A 15,938-nucleotide genomic window follows, 5' to 3' on the forward strand; every position below is an offset into this window, starting at 1 on the left:
CGGGGGCATGCGAACGGAGAGTCCCGTGCGAATGACCGACATCCAGCGTTGCGAAATCCGGCCCGGCCGGCTCGTGGAGTGGACGCTGCACCCGACGGCTGTCGAGGCCGCGCTGAGCCTGCCGGACGACCACCGTCCGCCCGCCTACGTGCAGGAGTCCCACGTGCGGACGGCGCGATCGGTGCGCCAGGACGGCCTGTTCATGCCGACCTGGCTCGGCACGGCCTTCGACATCCCCGGGGAGGTCGACCTCGACGTCCTCCAAGTCGCCCTGAGAGCCTGGACACTTCGGCACGAGACGCTGCGCAGCGGCTTCCGCTGGGCCGGCGACGAGATGCGGCGCTTCACGCTGGACGCCGACGCCGTCGCGCTGCACCGCAACGATGTCGGTCACTTCTCCGAAGCGGAGACGCTGACCCGCTACCTACAGGATCGTTTCGACACCGCTGCGGACGCCCTCAGCTGGCCGAACTTCATCTTCGCGGCCGTCGTCAGGGACGACGGCACGAGCGTGTACATGGCCTTCGACCACAGCAACGTCGACTCGTACTCGATCCAGCGCATCACCGCCGAGATCCACGAGCTCTACGCCGCCGCCCTGGAAGGCCGCGCCGTGAACGCGGCGCCGCCCGCCAGCTACATCGACTTCTGCGTGTCCGAGCGCACCGAGGCCGACCGGATCGACGACACGCACGCGATCGTGTCCCGCTGGCGGGAGTTCATCGCGCGGTGCGACGGGAAGCTGCCGGACTTCCCCGTCGACCTCGGCCTCGACCCCGAAGGGCCGCTGCCGACCCAGACGTTCCTGCACGAGATGCTCGTGGACGAGGCCGACGCCGCGGCCTTCGAGGCGTACTGCCGCCCTTACGGCGGAAGCCTCGTGGGCGTCCTCGCGGCCGTCGGGCTCATCGTCCGCGAGATCGGCGGGGTGCAGGTGTACCGCACGGTGGTGCCGTTCCACACCAGGGTGAAGTCCCAGTGGTCGGACTCGGTGGGCTGGTACGTGGGCGGCGCGCCGATCGAGGTGCCCGTGGCGCAGGCGGCGGACTTCGACGGCGCCCTGGAGCTGGTCCGTGCCGCGCTGCGGGAGAACAGGCTGATGGCGCGGATGCCCATCGCCCGCGTCCTCCAGCTGCTGGGCGCCGACTTCCGGCCCACCTCGCCGGACCTGTACTCGATCGTGTCGTTCGTCGACGCGCGCGGCATCCCGGGCTCGGAGCGCTGGCAGGGCCTCAAGGCGTACGGGCTGATCCGGGTGTCCTACGGCGACCAGGTGTGCGCGTGGATCACCAGGCTCCACGAGGGCATGCAGTTCGCCTGCCGCTATCCGGACACCGATGTCGCGCACAAGAACATGCGGCTGTGCATCGAGCGGCTGCGGGAATTCATCGTGACCGTGGCCCGGCAGGAGCTGGTCACGCGCGTCTAAGTAGTACCTGAACCCTCTGTCCTGTAGAGGAGTTGGTGCAAGGAGGGATTTCCGGCCGTTCCGCGGATCGAGGCCCGCGTCCCGTCGGCCCGGCCTTCGCTTCTTCATCCGGGGTAGCGGCGCGGACGGTTCCGGCGGCAAGGTGGAGGAGCACGAGGACGAAGGAACGGGAGGGGACGTCCGGTGAGCGGACTCAACAAGGAGATGAGCGGCAGCCTCAGCAAGGGGCTGGGCAAGGTGCAGGTGTCGCTGAAGTGGGATCCGAGCCCAATGGGGATGCCCGACAACGACCTCGACATCATCGCGGGGACGTACAACGCGGAGGCCCCGCACGGAAAGGCCGCCTATCTCGTGCACTTCGACAGCCGGCTGTCGCCCGACGGCACCATCAACCTCAACCGTGACAGCCGCACGGGCGCGGGCTTCGGCGCCGACGAGGTCATGACGCTGGAGCTCGACCGGCTCTCGCCCTCGTACACGCGGGTCGTCGTGGGGGTGGCCATCCAGCAGAACGGCGGGCGCAAGACCTTCGGGGACGTGCCGAACACCGGGGTGCGGGTCGTGGAGGGCTACACCGAGCTGGTCGTGGACGACTTCGCCGGTGTCGCCGGGGCCACGGCGGCGACGGTGGTGGAGTTCGTCCGCGACAGCAGGGGCGTGTGGGAGTGCCACCGCGCCGTCCGGGGATTCGACGCGGATCCGGAGGAGTTCGCCGCGGTGATGGGCGGCGCGTGACCCCGGAGTTCTGCCCGGCTACTTCACGGCCGGGCAGAACTCCGCTTTGATCACGTCACCGGCGGCACTGGTGTCGCCCAGGGCGTCGGTGTTGAAGTTGTAGACGAGGCTGCGCCGGGTGTCCGCGGAGATGTAGGCGACGCTCTGCGTGCCGATGAAGAAGCCGGTGTGCCCCCACAGTTCGATGCCGCAGAGCGTGAAGTGGAACAGCCCCAGGCCGTATTCCACGCCCGGGTCCTCGCCGGTCGGGACGGTCGACTTCAGCTCCCGCTGCTGGGCCGGCGGCAGCAGCCTGCCCCGCAGCAGGGCGGTGAGGAAGCGGTCGAGGTCGGCGGGGCTGGTGACCAGGTCGCCCGTACCCCGGATCAGGGACGGGTCGAGGTCGGTGACGTCGTACATCTTGTGGTCCGGGTCGTCGGTGAACCGGGTGTAGCCGCGTCCTGCGGGGGCCGGGAGCGTGCGCTCGTGGCCCGGCAGGCGGGTGGAGCGCAGGCCGAGCGGCCTGATGATGCGGCGCTCCACCTCCTCCTCGTAGGACCGGCCGGTCGCCTTCTCCATCACGAGGGCGGCGAGGACGTAGCCGGTGGGGCTGTAGGAGTAGCGGGTGCCCGGTGGGAAGTCCGGGGCGTGGGCCGTCGCGGTCCGCACGATCTGTTCGGGCGTCCAGTTGTCGTAGCGGTGCTGGAGGAACGCGGTGGTGGTGAGGTTCCGCAGGATTTCCGGGTCGCCGGTGTAGTCGTAGAGCCCGCTGGTGTGGTTGAGGAGCTGGCGCAGGGTGATCCTGCGGCCGTCGTTGCCGTGCCCGCGCACCAGGCCCGGCAGCCACTTCTCGACGGTGTCGCCCAGTGTGAGCCGGTGCTCGGCCTCCAGTTGGAGGATGACGGTCGAGATGAAGGGCTTGACGATGCTGCCGGCACGGAAGTGCTCTCCGGACAGCCTGGGGCGGTGGGTGTGCAGGTCGGCGACGCCCGCGGTGCCGTGCCAGGTGCCGCGCGGGCCGCGGGCGAGGGCGATGACGCCGGGGACGCCGGCCTTGACGGCGGCGTCCAGGGCGGCCTGGGTGTGTTCGTGCCCGCTGCCGCGCGCGGCGGGCCCGGCGGGGAGGGCTTGGGTGGCGGCGCCTGCCGGAGCGGGAGCCGTCAGGGCGGCCCCTGCCACCGCGGCGGCGGTCAGGAGCGCAGCCAGTGCGGCTCTCGCCGCACGGACCGCCTTCAGCGGACGCTTCGTCGGACGCTTCGTCATGACAGCCCTCCTTCTTACGGGGTCGGCGGATGCGGTACGGATACGGATCGGAGGCGGGATGCGGTGTGTGCGCGAACAGGGCGCGGTCAGAGCACGGCGCGGCCCGCCTCCTCGTGCGCCGCGGGAACGCCGCGGTCGGCTTGCAGGGCCCACAGCTCCCGGAAGAGGCCGGGTGCCTCGACCAGTTCGGCGAAGGTGCCCCGCTGGATGACGCGCCCGTGGTCGAGGACCACGATGCGGTCGGCGACGGCCACGTTGGCCAGGCGGTGGGTGACGAGGACGACGGCCCGCTCCTGGGCGACCTTGCGCAGCCCCGCGAAGATGCGGTGCTCGGCCCGGGCGTCCAGGGCGCTGGTGGGTTCGTCCATGACGAGCAGGCCGGCCGGGCGGTAGAAGGCGCGGGCGATGGCGATGCGCTGCCACTGGCCGCCGGAGAGCTCCACGCCGCCGAACCACTCGCGGGCGAGGAGGGTGTCGAGCCCGCTGCGGAGCTCCTTGACGACTTCGTCGGCGCCGGCGTGCGCGGCGGCTTCGTGGACGGCGCCGTCCCCTTCGCGGGCCTGCCCGAGGGTGATGTTGTCGCGGGCGGACAGGGGCCAGCGGGCGAAGTCCTGCGGGACGACGGCGGTCTGCCGCCACAGCGCCTGCGGGTCGAACTCGCCCGTGCCGGCGCCGTCCCACGTGACCTTGCCGCCGGTGGGCAGGTACAGCCCGGCCAGGAGCTTGCTGAGGGTGGTCTTGCCCGAGCCGTTCTCCCCCACCAGGGCCAGCACCTCGCCGCGCCGCACCTCCAGGCTGACGTCGTGCAGCGCCGGGCGTTCCGAGCCGGGATAGCAGAAGGTGAGGGACTCGGCCCGGACAGCCAGGGGGGACGGGGGTGCGAGCGTGCCGCGCCGCATCCGGTGGCCGCCGGCCTCGTCGATGAACTCGGCCCAGTCGTCGAGGTAGAGACCGGTGCGGAACAGGCGCGCGCCGTAGCTGACCATGCCCCGCAGGGACGAGCCGACCGAGCGCAGGGCGAAGACCGCCGTGCCGGCCGAGGCGAGCGACATGTGTCCCGTGCCGAGCAGGAGGGCCAGTGCCGCCCAGACCAGGCCGGAGGCGATCCCGCCGGCCACGGCGCCCGCGAGGGCGTACCGGGCGCCCTGGTGGACGGCCAGGTCGGTGGCGGTGTGGATGCGGTCGCTGATGGAGCGGTAGCGGCCGAGAAGGAAGCCGGCCATGGTGCCCGAGCGCAGCTGGTCGGCGAAGACCTTGTCGGTGACGTGCCAGCGCAGGTGGCTGAGCACCCGGCGGTCCGCGCTCAGCGCGCGGGAGGTCTGGTAGTGGACGCGCGCGGCCTTCACGCTCGCGATGCCCTGGGGGAGGGTGGCGAGCAGCAGGAGCGGCAGCAGGGCCGGGTGCAGGAGCGTGACCACGCCGGCGGCGGCGACGAGCGAGGCGAGGCAGGCCATGAGGTCCTGGGACTCGGTCAGCAGGTCCTGGGCGACGTCGGCGCCGCGGTCCGCGGCCTCGCGCTTGTCGTTGAAGCCGGGGTGGTCGTAGGCCGCGAGCTCGGCGTTGATGGCCGCGTCGAGCATGTGCAGCTCGGCTTCGCGGGAGATGCGGGGTGCCAGCCGGCTGGAGATGTTGCTGACGGCGATGGCGAGCAGGGCCCGGGTCCCGGCGGCGCCGGCGAGGAGGCAGATGGAGGGCAGGGCGTCCATGAGCCGGTCCTGCATGTGGCCCGAGGTGATGAGGGCCGTGATGGTGCTGCTGGTGGCGAGCAGGCCGAAGGCCTCGAAGGCGCCGGACAGCAGCTGGCAGGCGAGGAGGGCCAGGACGGCGCGTCTGTCCACGTGCCAGGCGAGGCCGAGTGCCTTGCGGACGAGCCGGGGCAGGCGCCGGCCCATCGCGCGGGCGGTGAGCGGGCTCTTCTGGAAGGCGGTCAGGGTCGGGGAGCGGAAGCGTAATTCCTCGTGTACCTCGGAGGTCTCGGTGGTTTCGGCGGACAACGTGAATCCCCTTGGTCGCGGGTGGTGACGGCCTGGTTTCCGAAGGTGATCGTGTGCACGATGGCGCATGGCGCGCACGCGATACGGGTGAACGCCCTTAATCCACTCGAACGGGGTCCTTCTGACTCCCCGTCATGCATCGTCGGCGCCTCACGCTTGACGCGCCCCTGTCAATAGTCGGGTTCTCGTGGCACCCTGCCCACGCACCCCCAGTCCGTCCGCTCGCCGTCAACTCGCCTTATCCGTACCGCAGAAGGAGCACGCGGAACGAGCATGTGGAAGGAGTACGAGTGAGACGATCCCGACGTACGACCGCAGGTGTGCTGCTGGCCGCCTGCGCCCTGGTCACCGCGGGCACGCAGGCCGCGGCGGCCGGAACCGCCCCGGGCCGGGCCGCGGCGCCCGCCGTGCACACCGCGGCCGCCGCACCCGCGGACCGGCAGGCCGTCAGCGACTACTGGACCCCCGAGCGGATGCGCGCCGCCGCACCGCTCGACCTGCCCGCCGCGGCCCCCGGCGCGCCCGCCGCGCCGGTCGCCCGGGGTGAGGTCCGTACGGTCGCCGCCACCGCCCCGGCAGCCGGGTCCCCCGCCGCCTTCCCGCAGCAGGGCGGGCCGTGGACCGGCGGAGGCGCCGTCGTGAAGACCTCGGGCCGGGTGTTCTTCACCATGCAGGGCCGCAACGCCTCCTGCTCGGGCGACGCCGTCACCAGCAGCAACGGCAGCACCGTGATCACGGCCGGGCACTGCGTCAAGTACCAGGGCAACTGGCACACCAACTGGACCTTCGTCCCCGGCTACCACGACGGTCAGACGCCCTACGGCACCTGGGCCGCCACCAAGACGCTCTCCACGCCCCAGTGGGTGGCAAGCGAAGACATGAACTACGACGTCGGCATCGCGGTCGTCGCCCCGCTCGGCGGCAAGCGGCTCGGCGACACCGTGGGCGGTCAGGGCGTGCAGTTCAACGGCCCCTACAACAAGCCCATGTACTCCTTCGGGTTCCCCGCGGCGGCCCCGTACGACGGCACCAAGCTCATCCACTGCAGCGGGAACTCCACCAAGGACTTCCTGCTCACCAAGGACCACGGGCTGAGCTGCAACATGACCGGCGGCTCCAGCGGCGGCCCCTGGTTCGCGTCGTTCGACGAGGCCACCGGCACCGGCCTGCAAGCGTCGGTGAACAGCTTCGGGTACACGTTCCTGCCGAACACGATGTTCGGCCCGTACTTCGGCGACGAGGTCAAGGCCCTCTACGAACAGGCGCAGACGAGCTGACGGGTGCACCCGGACAGCGGACAGGGCCCCCGCCGTCCGGCGGAGGCCCTGCTCTCCAGTGCGCCACCAGGGACTCGAACCCCGGACCTGCTGATTAAGAGTCAGCCGCTCTAACCAACTGAGCTAGCGGCGCGAAAGAAATACTACCTTACGAGTGAAGGTGTCAGGTTCACCCGTAGGAGTCCCGCTCTGAGGGCGGCGATCTCGCCGAAGGCTCCCCGGGTCAGGTCGATGCAGCGGCGCACGTCCCGCGGCCCCCTGTCGTTAATCCGCACCAGGACCGAGTCGCCCGTCCCGGCGTTCGTGACGCGTACGCGGGTACCGAACGGCAGGTCGCGGCTCGCGGCCGTCATCGCCTCCGGGTCGAACGGCTCGCCGCTGGCGGTGGGCCAGCCGTCGAGCTGCTCCTCCGGCGCGCCGTACCACGACGCGATGCAGCTGCGCGGAGCCCCGCCGCCGTCGGCGCGGGCCGGCAGGGCGGCCGAGGGGGCCAGGGCCGCGGCCAGCGCGACAACGGCCGTCGCGCGGCCGGGCGACCGGGGGTGCGTCATGGCCTGCGCTCCTGCCGCTCGCGGGTGTGGTGAATCGTGACCGTTCCCGGCGGATTCCACTCCTCACCACGCACCGGAACAGCCGATCGGCCGCAGGGGCCCCACAGTGGTGGAGCGCGAATCAGTGGGTTCCCGGGCGCAGGAAGCGGCGTAGTTTCTGCAAGGGCCAGGTGTTGATGACGTCGTCCTTCGTCAGCCAGCCGCGCTGGGCCGTGCCCACGCCGTAGCGCATGTACGGCAGGTGGGTCACCGAGTGGGCGTCCGTGCTGATCGCAAACTTCACGCCGTAGCGCTTGGCGCGCAGGACGTCCTCGTCGCACAGGTCCAGCCGCTGCGGGTGGGAGTTGATCTCCAGGGCCGTGCCGGTGCGGGCGCAGGCCTCGAAGACCGCGTCGAAGTCGGCGTCGATGCCGGGGCGCTTGCCGATCTGACGGGTGGTGGGGTGGCCGATGACCGCCACGTGCGGGTTCTCGCAGGCGCGGATCAGCCGGCGGGTCAGTTCCTCGCGGCTCTGGTTGAAGTGGGAGTGGACGGAGGCCACGCACAGGTCGAAGCCGGCCAGGAAGTCGTCCGGCCAGTCCAGGTCGCCGCCGGGGCCGATGTTCAGCTCCGTGCCGTGCAGGAGCCGCATCCGCCGGTGCTTGCCGTCCAGGGCCCGGACCTGCTCCCGCTGGGCGAGGATCTTGGCGTCCGTCATGCGCTGCATGTACAGGTTCGGGGCGTGGTCCGTGACGGCGTAGTACGTGTAGCCCCGGCGGGCCGCGGCGGCGACCATCTCCTCCAGCGGGGCGACGCCGTCCGTGAGGTCGGTGTGGGTGTGCAGGTCGCCGCGGATGTCGTCCTCGGTCACGAGCTCCGGCAGCTCGTCGCGCAGCCCGGCGGCGATCTCGCCGCGGTCCTCCCGCAGGGTGGGCGGGATCCAGGGCAGGCCGAGGCGGGCGTAGATCTCCTCCTCGGTCGCCGAGACGATCTTCTTGCCGCTCTTGACGTGGAAGAGGCCGTACTCGGACAGCTTGTACTTGTGGCGGACGGCGAGCTCGCGGATGCGGATGTTGTGCGCTTTGGAGCCGGTGAAGTACAGCAGGCCCGCTCCCCACGCGTCCGGCGGCAGGACGCGCAGGTCGACTTGGAGGCCCTTCGTCGTGCGGATGGAGGTCTTCTTCTCGCCGTGGGCGATGACCTCGGCGGTGACCGGGAGCGCGGTGAAGGCCTCCATCAGCGGGGCGGAGCGGTCGGCGGCGACGAGGATGTCGACGTCGCCGATGGTCTCGCGCATCCGGCGCAGCGATCCGGCGTAGGCGCACCGCTCGCACCCGGCCACGCCGGAGAGCTCGGCGGTGATCTGTTCGGCGGCGTCCGTGGCGGCGTCGATGAGGATGCGGCCGCCGGCCTGCTGCAACAGCGCGATGCCGTGCAGGATGTTCTCCTCGGTGCGGGCGCCGAAGCCCTTGAGGTCGCGGAGCTTGTGCTCGTGGAGGGCGTCGAGGAGCTGGTCGACGGAGGAGATGTGCAGTTCCTCGTAGAGGACCATGGCCTTCTTGGGGCCGAGCATGGGGATGGAGATCAGCTCGCGCACGCCGGCGGGGATGACCGTCCGGGCCTCTTCGATCATGGAGACGCGGCCGGTGCTCAGGTATTCGAGGACCTTCTCGGCGATGGACTTGCCGACGCCGGGGATGTCGAGGAGGCCCTTGAGGTCGAGGCGGGAGACGTCGGCGTGGTGGCCGCCGATCGCGCGGGCGGCCTTCTCGTAGGCGCGCGCCTTGTAGGCGTCGCCGCCGGAGATGGTGACGAGGTCGGCGTACTCCTGTAGCAGCGCCTCGACCTCTTCGTTGGGCCGGGCCATGGGTCTGCTGTTCCCCCTGAGGCCCCAGCCCACACATTCCTCAGGAAATACCACTATTTCTACAATGGGGAGCAGGAGAGACAGGGGGCGCGGCCGGGCCCGCGGGAGGTGGTTGAACCGTGAAACTCGCACTCGCCGGTGACACCATGCTGGGCCGGGAGGTCGCCCGGCGGCTCGCCACCGACCCGCCGGAGAGCCTGTTCGACGACGGCGTGGTGGCCGTCGCGCGCGAGGCCGACGTCTTCGTCCTCAACCTGGAGTGCGCGGTCTCCGCGCGCGGCGAGCGGTGGCGGGACCCGTTCAAGCCGTTCTTCTTCCGGGCGCCGCCCGTGGCCGTGCGGGCCCTCCAGCACCTCGGGGTGACCTGCGTGAACCTGGCCAACAACCACGCCCTGGACTACGGGCCCGAGGCCCTGCTCGACACCGTCCGCCACCTCGCCGACGCGGGAATCGCCTGGACCGGGGCCGGCCGGGACGGGGAGGCCGCGCGGCGGCCCGCGGTCGTCGAGCGCGGCGGGCTGCGGCTGGGCGTCGTCGGGGTCACCGACCACCCGCGCGACTTCGCCGCGGGCCCGGACCGGCCGGGCGTCGCCCACGTGGACTTGGAGACCGGCGCCCCGGCCTGGCTGCTCCGGACCATCACGGGCCTCGCCACGGATGCCACTGACGCCACAGACGCCGCGGACGTCACGCTCGTCACCCCGCACTGGGGCCCGAACATGACCCGGGGGCCCGCCGCGTACATCCGCCGCGCCGCGCAGGAGTTCCTCGCCGCGGGCGCCACCCTCGTCGCCGGGCACTCCGCACACGTCTTCCACGGGGTCGCGGACCGGGTGCTCTACGACCTCGGGGACTTCGTCGACGACTACGCGACGGACGACGAGCTCCGCAACGACCTGGGCCTGCTCTTCCTCGTCACTTTCGACGGCGCCCGCCCCGTCCGCGTGGAGGCGGTGCCGCTGGCGCTCGACTTCTGCCGCACGCGGCTCGCGGACGCGGCCGAAGCCCGGTGGATCGCCCGCAGGTTCCGCGAGGCCTGCGCCGCCTTCGGTACGGAGGTGACGGAGGAGGACGGCCGTCTCGTGGTGGAGTGGCGCGGGGCGGAGTGACGCGGAGCGACTTGGCAGAGTTCCTGCTTCCGCCGGAGCCCGCGCCCTACCATCGGGCGGGTGAGCGCTCCCCCGCCCCCGCTGGCCGCCCGCGTCTACTTCACCGCCGAGACCGCTGAGGAGCAGCGCGCGGCGCTGACCGACGGCCTGACGGGGCTGGGAGTCACCCCGTACAGCGCGACGCTGGACGCCCTCCGGAGCGAGGCGCTCACCTGGCTGGTCCTCGTCGTGCTGCCGCTCAGCGGCTTCCTCCAGAACGTCGGGCAGATCCTCGCCCAGGACGCCTGCACGGCGCTGAAGCGGGTGCTCGGCGGCGCGTTGCGCCACTCCCGCGGCGAACCTCCCGTGCCGGCCGCGCCTCCCGTGCCGCCGCCGCTCCTGCTGGAGGACGAGCGCTCGGGCGCCCGGATCGTCATCGACGCGGACCTGCCGGTGGCCGCGTACCAGCAGCTCCTGGAGCTGGACCTGGGCTCCTGCGAGGGCCGGACACTGTCCTACGACCGGACGCGGGGCCGCTGGCACTGAGGCCGGGCCGCGGGGCCGGCCGCACGCGCCCATCCCGCCCCACCCCTCCCTTTCTCGGCCCCCGTCCGCTACGTTCGCCTCGCGTACCGCCCTCCGTCACGCCGGCGACACGGCCCCTTCCCCGGCGCTCGCTGCTCTTGGAACTACCGGTTCTCGTCCCGACTCCCAAGAGGTCCTCACACACATGCCAGAACTCAACCGGCGGCGGTTTCTCCAGATCGCCGGCGCGACCGCGGGCTTCGCGGCCCTGTCGGGCAGCATCGAGCGCGCCGCAGCCATCCCCGCCCGCCGCCGTGCCGGCACCATCCAGGACGTCGAGCACATCGTCGTCCTGATGCAGGAGAATCGTTCCTTCGACCACTACTTCGGCACCCTGAAGGGCGTGCGCGGCTTCGGCGACCCGCGCCCGGTGTCCCTGCCCAGCGGCAAGCCGGTGTGGTACCAGTCGGACGGTTCCAAGGAGGTGCCGCCCTACCACCCGGACGCCGAGAACCTCGGCATGCAGTTCATCGCGGGCCTCAACCACGACTGGCAGGGCGGCCACAAGGCCTGGAACCAGGGCCGGTACGACCAGTGGCTGCCCGCCAAGGGCACCGGCACGATGGCCTACCTGACGCGCAAGGACATCCCGTTCCACTACGCGCTGGCCGACGCGTTCACCGTGTGCGACGCGTACCACTGCTCGTTCATCGGGGCCACCGACCCCAACCGCTACTACATGTGGACGGGGCACACCGGCAACGACGGCAAGGGCGGCGGCCCCGTCCTCGGCAACGAGGAGGCGGGCTACGACTGGACGACGTACCCGGAGCGGCTGGAGAAGGCCGGCGTCTCCTGGAAGATCTACCAGGACGAGGGCGACGGCCTCGACAAGGCGGGCTCCTGGGGCTGGATCGAGGACGCGTACCGCGGCAACTACGGCGACAACTCGCTCCTCTACTTCAACAACTTCCGCAACGCCAAGCCCGGTGAGCCCCTCTACGAGAAGGCCCGCACCGGCACGAACGTGAAGAAGGGCGGCGGCTACTTCGACGTCCTCAAGGCGGACGTCAAGGCGGGCAAGCTGCCGCAGATCTCCTGGATCGCCGCGCCGGAGGCCTTCTCCGAGCACCCGAACTGGCCGGTCAACTACGGCGCCTGGTACATCGCCCAGGTGCTGGACGCGCTCACCTCGAACCCCGAGGTGTGGAGCAGGACGGCCCTGTTCATCACGTACGACGAGAACGACGGCTACTTCGACCACGTCCTGCCGCCGTTCCCGCCCGCCGGCGCCGACCGGGGCGCCTCCACGGTGGATGCCTCTCTCGACGTCTTCGGCGGCAACGCCCGCTACGGCGCGGGCCCCTACGGGCTGGGGCAGCGCGTGCCCATGCTCGTGGTCTCGCCGTGGAGCACCGGCGGCTTCGTGTGCTCGGAGGTCTTCGACCACACCTCGGTCATCCGCTTCATGGAGCAGCGCTTCGGCGTGCGCGAGCCCAACATCTCGCCGTGGCGCCGCGCGATCTGCGGCGACCTCACGTCGGCCTTCGACTTCGGCCTCCGCGACCCGCACCCGGCCTCCCTGCCGGACACCGCGGCCTACGAGCCGCCGGACCGCAAGCGCCACCCCGACTACGTGCCGAAGCCGCCCGCGGCCCCCTCCCTTCCCGTGCAGGAGAAGGGCTCGCGGCCCACCCGCCCGCTGCCGTACGCGCCGCTGGTGGACGGCTCCGCGACCCCGTCCACCGGGCGGTTCACGCTCACGTTCGGCGGCGGCGACAAGGCCGGCGTGTGCTTCACCGTCACCTCGGGCAACCGGACGGACGGCCCGTGGACGTACACGGCGGGCGCCGGCCGGCAGCTCTCGGACACCTGGAACACCGCCTACTCCAAGGGCACGTACGACCTGTCGGTGTTCGGCCCGAACGGCTTCCTGCGCACCTTCCGCGGGCCGGGCAAGGCCGCGGGCCCGGAGGTGACCGCCCGTCACAACGGCCGCACCGGCGGGCTCACGCTGACGATGACGAACGCGGGCGCCAAGGCCTGCAAGCTGACCGTCACCGACGCCTACAGCGGGGGGAAGCAGACCTTCCAGGTGCCCGCGGGAGGGCAACTGGTCCATGCTGTGGACCTGCACCGCAGCAAGCGCTGGTACGACCTGACCGTCGTCTCCGACACGGACGGCACGTACCTGCGCCGCTTCGCGGGGCACGTCGAGACCGGCGGGACCGGGGTGAGCGACCCCGCGATCCGCGCGGCGTAGCAGGCACGGCGTAGCAGGACGCGGAAAGGCGGAGGACGGGGTGGAGCCGCGCGGTGTGCTCGTCACGGTGTGGGCCGTGGTGCTGCGCACCGGCGCGGACGTTCCCCGGGACACGGCCGGCAAGCGGCGGCTGCGTGCGGAGGCCCGGGCGTGGGCCGGCGACCGGCTCGCCGAGCGGCTCCGGGCCCCTGCCGCGGGGGTGCGGTGGGAGCGGAGCCGGGCCGGGAAGCCGCGGCTCGCCCACGACCCGGGCCTGTACGTGAGCTACAGCCACTCGGGCGGTGCTGTGGTGCTGGCCGTGTGCGCGGGCGGCCCGGTGGGCGTCGACGTGGAGCGCGTCGTTCCCCGGCCGCACCTGTCCGAGCTCGCCGCGGAGTGCCTGGCTCCCGCGGAGTCCGCCGCGTGGCGGGAGGCGGCTCCGGGGCGGGAGGCGTACGAGTTCGCCCGGTTGTGGACCCGTAAGGAGGCCGTGCTGAAGGCCTGGGGGCGCGGCTTCCCGGGCTCCCTCGCCGAGGTCGTGACGGGTCCGGGCGCGCGGCCCGGCGAGCCGGCCGTGCTGGCGCTGCCTGCCGCGCTGGGCCCGGTGGGGCTGTGGACGGTGCGCGATCTGGGGGCGCCGGACGGCTACCGGGCGGCGGTGGCCGTCCGGGCGCCCGCCGCCCGGGTGGTGGTCATGTCAGGGGGCGCGGGCCGGGCATGAGCGTGCGGACGAGGTCGTCCGTGCACGCGTACGCGCCCCGGAAGCACGCTTCGACGGACGCGCCCCGTACGTAGTCGCCGGTCAGGGCCAGTCCGGGCAGGTCCGCGGCGAGTTCGGCGAGGGCCTTGAGCGTCGTGGAGTGGAAGGCGGAGTAGGCGCACAGGCCGTGCTCCCAGCGGGCGGACACGGCGGCGGTGCGGCGCGGGGCCGAGAGGTCGACGTGGGCGCCGAGCTCCTTCTCGGCGAGGGCGGTCAGGTCGTCCCGGCCGTGGGGCAGGGCGCGGGCCGCCCGGCCGCTGAAGGTGTAGCGGACGAGGTGCCGGTCCCCCACCCCGTACGCGCCCGCGTTGCTCAGGGGGCTGCCGGGCGGGAAGGTCAGGGCGCGGACGCGCTCGTCGAAGACCGGCCGGTCGTACGCGGCGACGACGACGGTGACGGGGAAGTACCGTACGCGGCCCAGCAGCCGGGCCTGCTGCGGGTGGTGGGGCCGCAGCAGCGCCGCAGCCGCGGGGGCGGGCAGGGCGAGGACGACGGCGTCGGCCGCGAGCTCGGAGGCCTCGCCGCCGGTGGCGGTGTGGACGCCGGTGACGCGGCCGCCCTCGACGGCGAGCCCCGTGACGCGGGTGCGGGTGCGGGTCTCGACGGTGTCCGCGAACCGGTCGAGGATGCCGTCGAAGCCGCCGGTGAGCTGGTCGAAGCTGTCGAGGAGCATGCCGAGGTTGGTGCCGAAGGTGCCCAGGTGGGTCTCGTCGGGCTCGGCGCCGTTCATGCGGACGACGGCCGGGCGCAGCAGCCGCTCTTGCAGGACGGGCCCGAAGTACGCCGAGAGGGCGGGGTCGCCGGTGCGGGCGGCGAGGCGGTCGAACTCGGGGCCGGCGAGGAAGGCGTTGGCGCGGTCGGCGCGGACGTAGCGGGCGAGGCGCAGGATCCTGACCAGGTCGCGCGGGGGGACGCCGGCCAGCAGGCCGGTCAGGCTAGCGGCCCGGCTGGTGCTGTCGACGGTGCGGACGCGGCCGTTCTCGATCCGGGAGGAGTTGATGCCGAAGTGCTCCCAGTCGGCGTCGCGGGCGCCCATCGCGGCGGCGAACGCGCGGAAGGAGGCGTACTTGCGGCCGATGTTCTTGCCGCCGAGGGTCACGGTGCGCGAGCCGAGCGGGGCGGCTGCGGAGCGGCCGCCGAGGGTGGGCTGTTCGTCGAGGAGGACGGGGCGGGCGCCTGCGCGGTGCAGGTTCCAGGCGGCGGCGATGCCCGACCAGCCGCCGCCCACGACGATCACGCGGGGGGCGGTGGGCTCGGCGGGCGCCGGGGCGCTGTTGTCGTCAGGCGTCATGCGGCCCGTCCTTTCCCGGTTGCGGCCCGTCCTTCTGTGGTGGTGCGGCGGTGTCTTTCAACGCCCCGGTGTCCTCCGGTGCGGCGGTGGCTTTGAGCACCCACTGCGCGAGGTGTGCGCACAGCGCCGCGTTGTGGCGGACCCAGCGGAAGTGGTCGATGCGCTTTCCGCCGGCGGCGTCCGTGGTGTACTGCCAGCGGTCCAGTGCGGCCCGGGGCGCTTTGGACAGCAGGTGTTCGCGCGAGCCGGGCGGGGCGAGGGTGTCGTTGTCCACGCCGATGGCGAGCAGCGGCAGGCCGAGCGTGCCGAGGGCCCGCTCGTAGTCGGTGGTGCTGCCGGTGACGCGGTAGCGGCCGGTGCGTCCCTGGCGGGCCCAGTCGCGCATGACGCCGGTCGCCTGGGTGCCGCCGAAGCCGAGGCGCTCGCCGGGCCAGTAGCCCAGGGCGGTGGCCAGGGCGGCGAAGAGCTGGCCGGCGGCGAGGTTGCGCAGCCCGCGCAGGCCGCCGAAGCTGCGGTACCAGACGGATCCGGCGGCGACCAGGACGACCGCGTCGACGGGCTCGCGGCCGGCCGCCGCGTACAGCAGGGCCAGCTGTCCGCCGAGGCTGTGGCCGACGAGGACGAGCGGGCGGCCCGGGAGGGCGGAGCGGACGGCCGCGACGAGGGCGGGCAGGTCCTCCTCGGCCAGCTCGCGGTAGCCGAACCGGACGCCCCGGGCCGCCGCCGGGGTCGCCTCGCCCTGCCCGCGCAGGTCGGCCGTGACGACCGTGAGGCCCTCTTTGTGCAGGGCGCGGGCGAACGGCAGGTAGAAGCGGGCGGCGGCGCCCATGGCGGGCAGGACCACGGCCACCGGCCGGCCCGGTTCCGGGTGCTCGAGCACGCGGGCGACGAGGGTGACGCCGTCCGCGGGCTCGATCCGGGCGAGGACCGGCGGCGGCTCGGGGGGCTGTTTCATGGG

The 15,938-nt window shown here is 72.7% G+C and carries 13 protein-coding genes and 1 tRNA gene; 7 read left to right on the plus strand and 7 right to left on the minus strand.

What is annotated here, in order from left to right:
* Positions 1 to 25: 25 nt before the first annotated feature.
* Both D7231_RS17360 and D7231_RS17365 read left to right on the plus strand, forming a co-directional pair.
* Complete coding sequence (locus D7231_RS17360) at positions 26 to 1,429, plus strand: condensation domain-containing protein (protein ID WP_422396728.1); 1,404 nt, start codon at positions 26 to 28, stop codon at positions 1,427 to 1,429.
* Positions 1,430 to 1,633: 204 nt separating this feature from the next.
* On the plus strand, positions 1,634 to 2,164 hold the full coding sequence (locus D7231_RS17365; protein WP_120756432.1) for a TerD family protein: 531 nt from the start codon (positions 1,634 to 1,636) through the stop codon (positions 2,162 to 2,164).
* 18 nt (positions 2,165 to 2,182) lie between these two features.
* Here the strand turns inward: D7231_RS17365 and D7231_RS17370 are convergent, their stop codons facing one another.
* Positions 2,183 to 3,406 carry a serine hydrolase domain-containing protein gene (locus D7231_RS17370; RefSeq protein ID WP_199739391.1) on the minus strand — a complete coding sequence of 408 codons (1,224 nt, stop codon included), beginning with the start codon at positions 3,404 to 3,406 and terminating at the stop codon, positions 2,183 to 2,185.
* 86 nt (positions 3,407 to 3,492) lie between these two features.
* Entirely contained in the window at positions 3,493 to 5,469 is a 1,977-nt protein-coding gene (locus D7231_RS17375) for an ABC transporter ATP-binding protein (protein WP_120756355.1), read from the minus strand.
* Positions 5,470 to 5,690: 221 nt separating this feature from the next.
* On the opposite strand from D7231_RS17375, the gene D7231_RS17380 reads away from it, so the two are divergent.
* Complete coding sequence (locus tag D7231_RS17380) at positions 5,691 to 6,677, plus strand: trypsin-like serine peptidase (protein ID WP_120756356.1); 987 nt, start codon at positions 5,691 to 5,693, stop codon at positions 6,675 to 6,677.
* Positions 6,678 to 6,736: 59 nt separating this feature from the next.
* Here the strand turns inward: D7231_RS17380 and D7231_RS17385 are convergent.
* The 3 genes from D7231_RS17385 to polX all read right to left on the minus strand — a co-directional run bounded on the left by D7231_RS17385 (position 6,737) and on the right by polX (position 9,074).
* Positions 6,737 to 6,810: transfer RNA gene (locus tag D7231_RS17385), tRNA-Lys, on the minus strand.
* A 10-nt stretch (positions 6,811 to 6,820) separates the two neighbouring features.
* A complete protein-coding gene (locus tag D7231_RS17390; protein ID WP_120756357.1) occupies positions 6,821 to 7,228 on the minus strand; it encodes a septal ring lytic transglycosylase RlpA family protein in 408 nt (135 codons plus the stop codon).
* Between the two features lie 121 nt (positions 7,229 to 7,349).
* Entirely contained in the window at positions 7,350 to 9,074 is a 1,725-nt protein-coding gene (gene polX / locus D7231_RS17395) for a DNA polymerase/3'-5' exonuclease PolX (RefSeq protein WP_120756358.1), read from the minus strand.
* Positions 9,075 to 9,193: 119 nt separating this feature from the next.
* Between polX and D7231_RS17400 the strand changes: the two genes are divergently transcribed.
* From D7231_RS17400 to D7231_RS17415, 4 genes are all read left to right on the plus strand, one after another.
* Positions 9,194 to 10,183 (plus strand): CapA family protein, encoded by a 990-nt coding sequence (locus D7231_RS17400; protein ID WP_120756359.1) that lies wholly within the window; start codon positions 9,194 to 9,196, stop codon positions 10,181 to 10,183.
* A 60-nt stretch (positions 10,184 to 10,243) separates the two neighbouring features.
* The gene (locus tag D7231_RS17405) at positions 10,244 to 10,708 is read left to right on the plus strand and encodes a hypothetical protein (protein WP_120756360.1); all 465 of its coding nucleotides are present in this window, start codon (positions 10,244 to 10,246) and stop codon (positions 10,706 to 10,708) included.
* A 184-nt stretch (positions 10,709 to 10,892) separates the two neighbouring features.
* A complete protein-coding gene (locus D7231_RS17410) occupies positions 10,893 to 12,950 on the plus strand; it encodes a phosphocholine-specific phospholipase C (RefSeq protein ID WP_120756361.1) in 2,058 nt (685 codons plus the stop codon).
* Positions 12,951 to 12,990: 40 nt separating this feature from the next.
* Entirely contained in the window at positions 12,991 to 13,650 is a 660-nt protein-coding gene (locus D7231_RS17415) for a 4'-phosphopantetheinyl transferase family protein (protein WP_120756362.1), read from the plus strand.
* Here D7231_RS17415 and D7231_RS17420 read toward each other — a convergent pair.
* Positions 13,622 to 14,980 (minus strand): FAD-dependent oxidoreductase, encoded by a 1,359-nt coding sequence (locus D7231_RS17420; RefSeq protein WP_120756363.1) that lies wholly within the window; start codon positions 14,978 to 14,980, stop codon positions 13,622 to 13,624. The genes D7231_RS17415 and D7231_RS17420 overlap by 29 nt on opposite strands.
* Positions 14,970 to 15,935, minus strand: a complete 966-nt coding sequence (locus D7231_RS17425; protein WP_147449752.1) for an alpha/beta hydrolase family protein — start codon at positions 15,933 to 15,935, stop codon at positions 14,970 to 14,972. The genes D7231_RS17420 and D7231_RS17425 overlap by 11 nt, the downstream gene beginning before the upstream one ends.
* Between the last annotated feature and the right edge of the window lie 3 nt (positions 15,936 to 15,938).

The sequence above is a fragment of the Streptomyces klenkii genome, assembly GCF_003626645.1.
Classification (GTDB): domain Bacteria; phylum Actinomycetota; class Actinomycetes; order Streptomycetales; family Streptomycetaceae; genus Streptomyces; species Streptomyces klenkii.

Excerpts from the sequence above, each read along its gene's own strand:
- D7231_RS17370 (WP_199739391.1), bottom strand. The coding sequence starts at position 3,406 with ATGACGAAGCGTCCGACGAAGCGTCCGCTGAAGGCGGTCCGTGCGGCG.
- D7231_RS17420 (WP_120756363.1), bottom strand. The coding sequence starts at position 14,980 with ATGACGCCTGACGACAACAGCGCCCCGGCGCCCGCCGAGCCCACCGCC.
- D7231_RS17390 (WP_120756357.1), bottom strand. The coding sequence starts at position 7,228 with ATGACGCACCCCCGGTCGCCCGGCCGCGCGACGGCCGTTGTCGCGCTG.
- D7231_RS17375 (WP_120756355.1), bottom strand. The coding sequence starts at position 5,469 with ATGCGCCATCGTGCACACGATCACCTTCGGAAACCAGGCCGTCACCAC.
- D7231_RS17365 (WP_120756432.1), top strand. The coding sequence starts at position 1,634 with ATGAGCGGCAGCCTCAGCAAGGGGCTGGGCAAGGTGCAGGTGTCGCTG.
- polX (WP_120756358.1), bottom strand. The coding sequence starts at position 9,074 with ATGGCCCGGCCCAACGAAGAGGTCGAGGCGCTGCTACAGGAGTACGCC.
- D7231_RS17410 (WP_120756361.1), top strand. The coding sequence starts at position 10,893 with ATGCCAGAACTCAACCGGCGGCGGTTTCTCCAGATCGCCGGCGCGACC.
- D7231_RS17425 (WP_147449752.1), bottom strand. The coding sequence starts at position 15,935 with ATGAAACAGCCCCCCGAGCCGCCGCCGGTCCTCGCCCGGATCGAGCCC.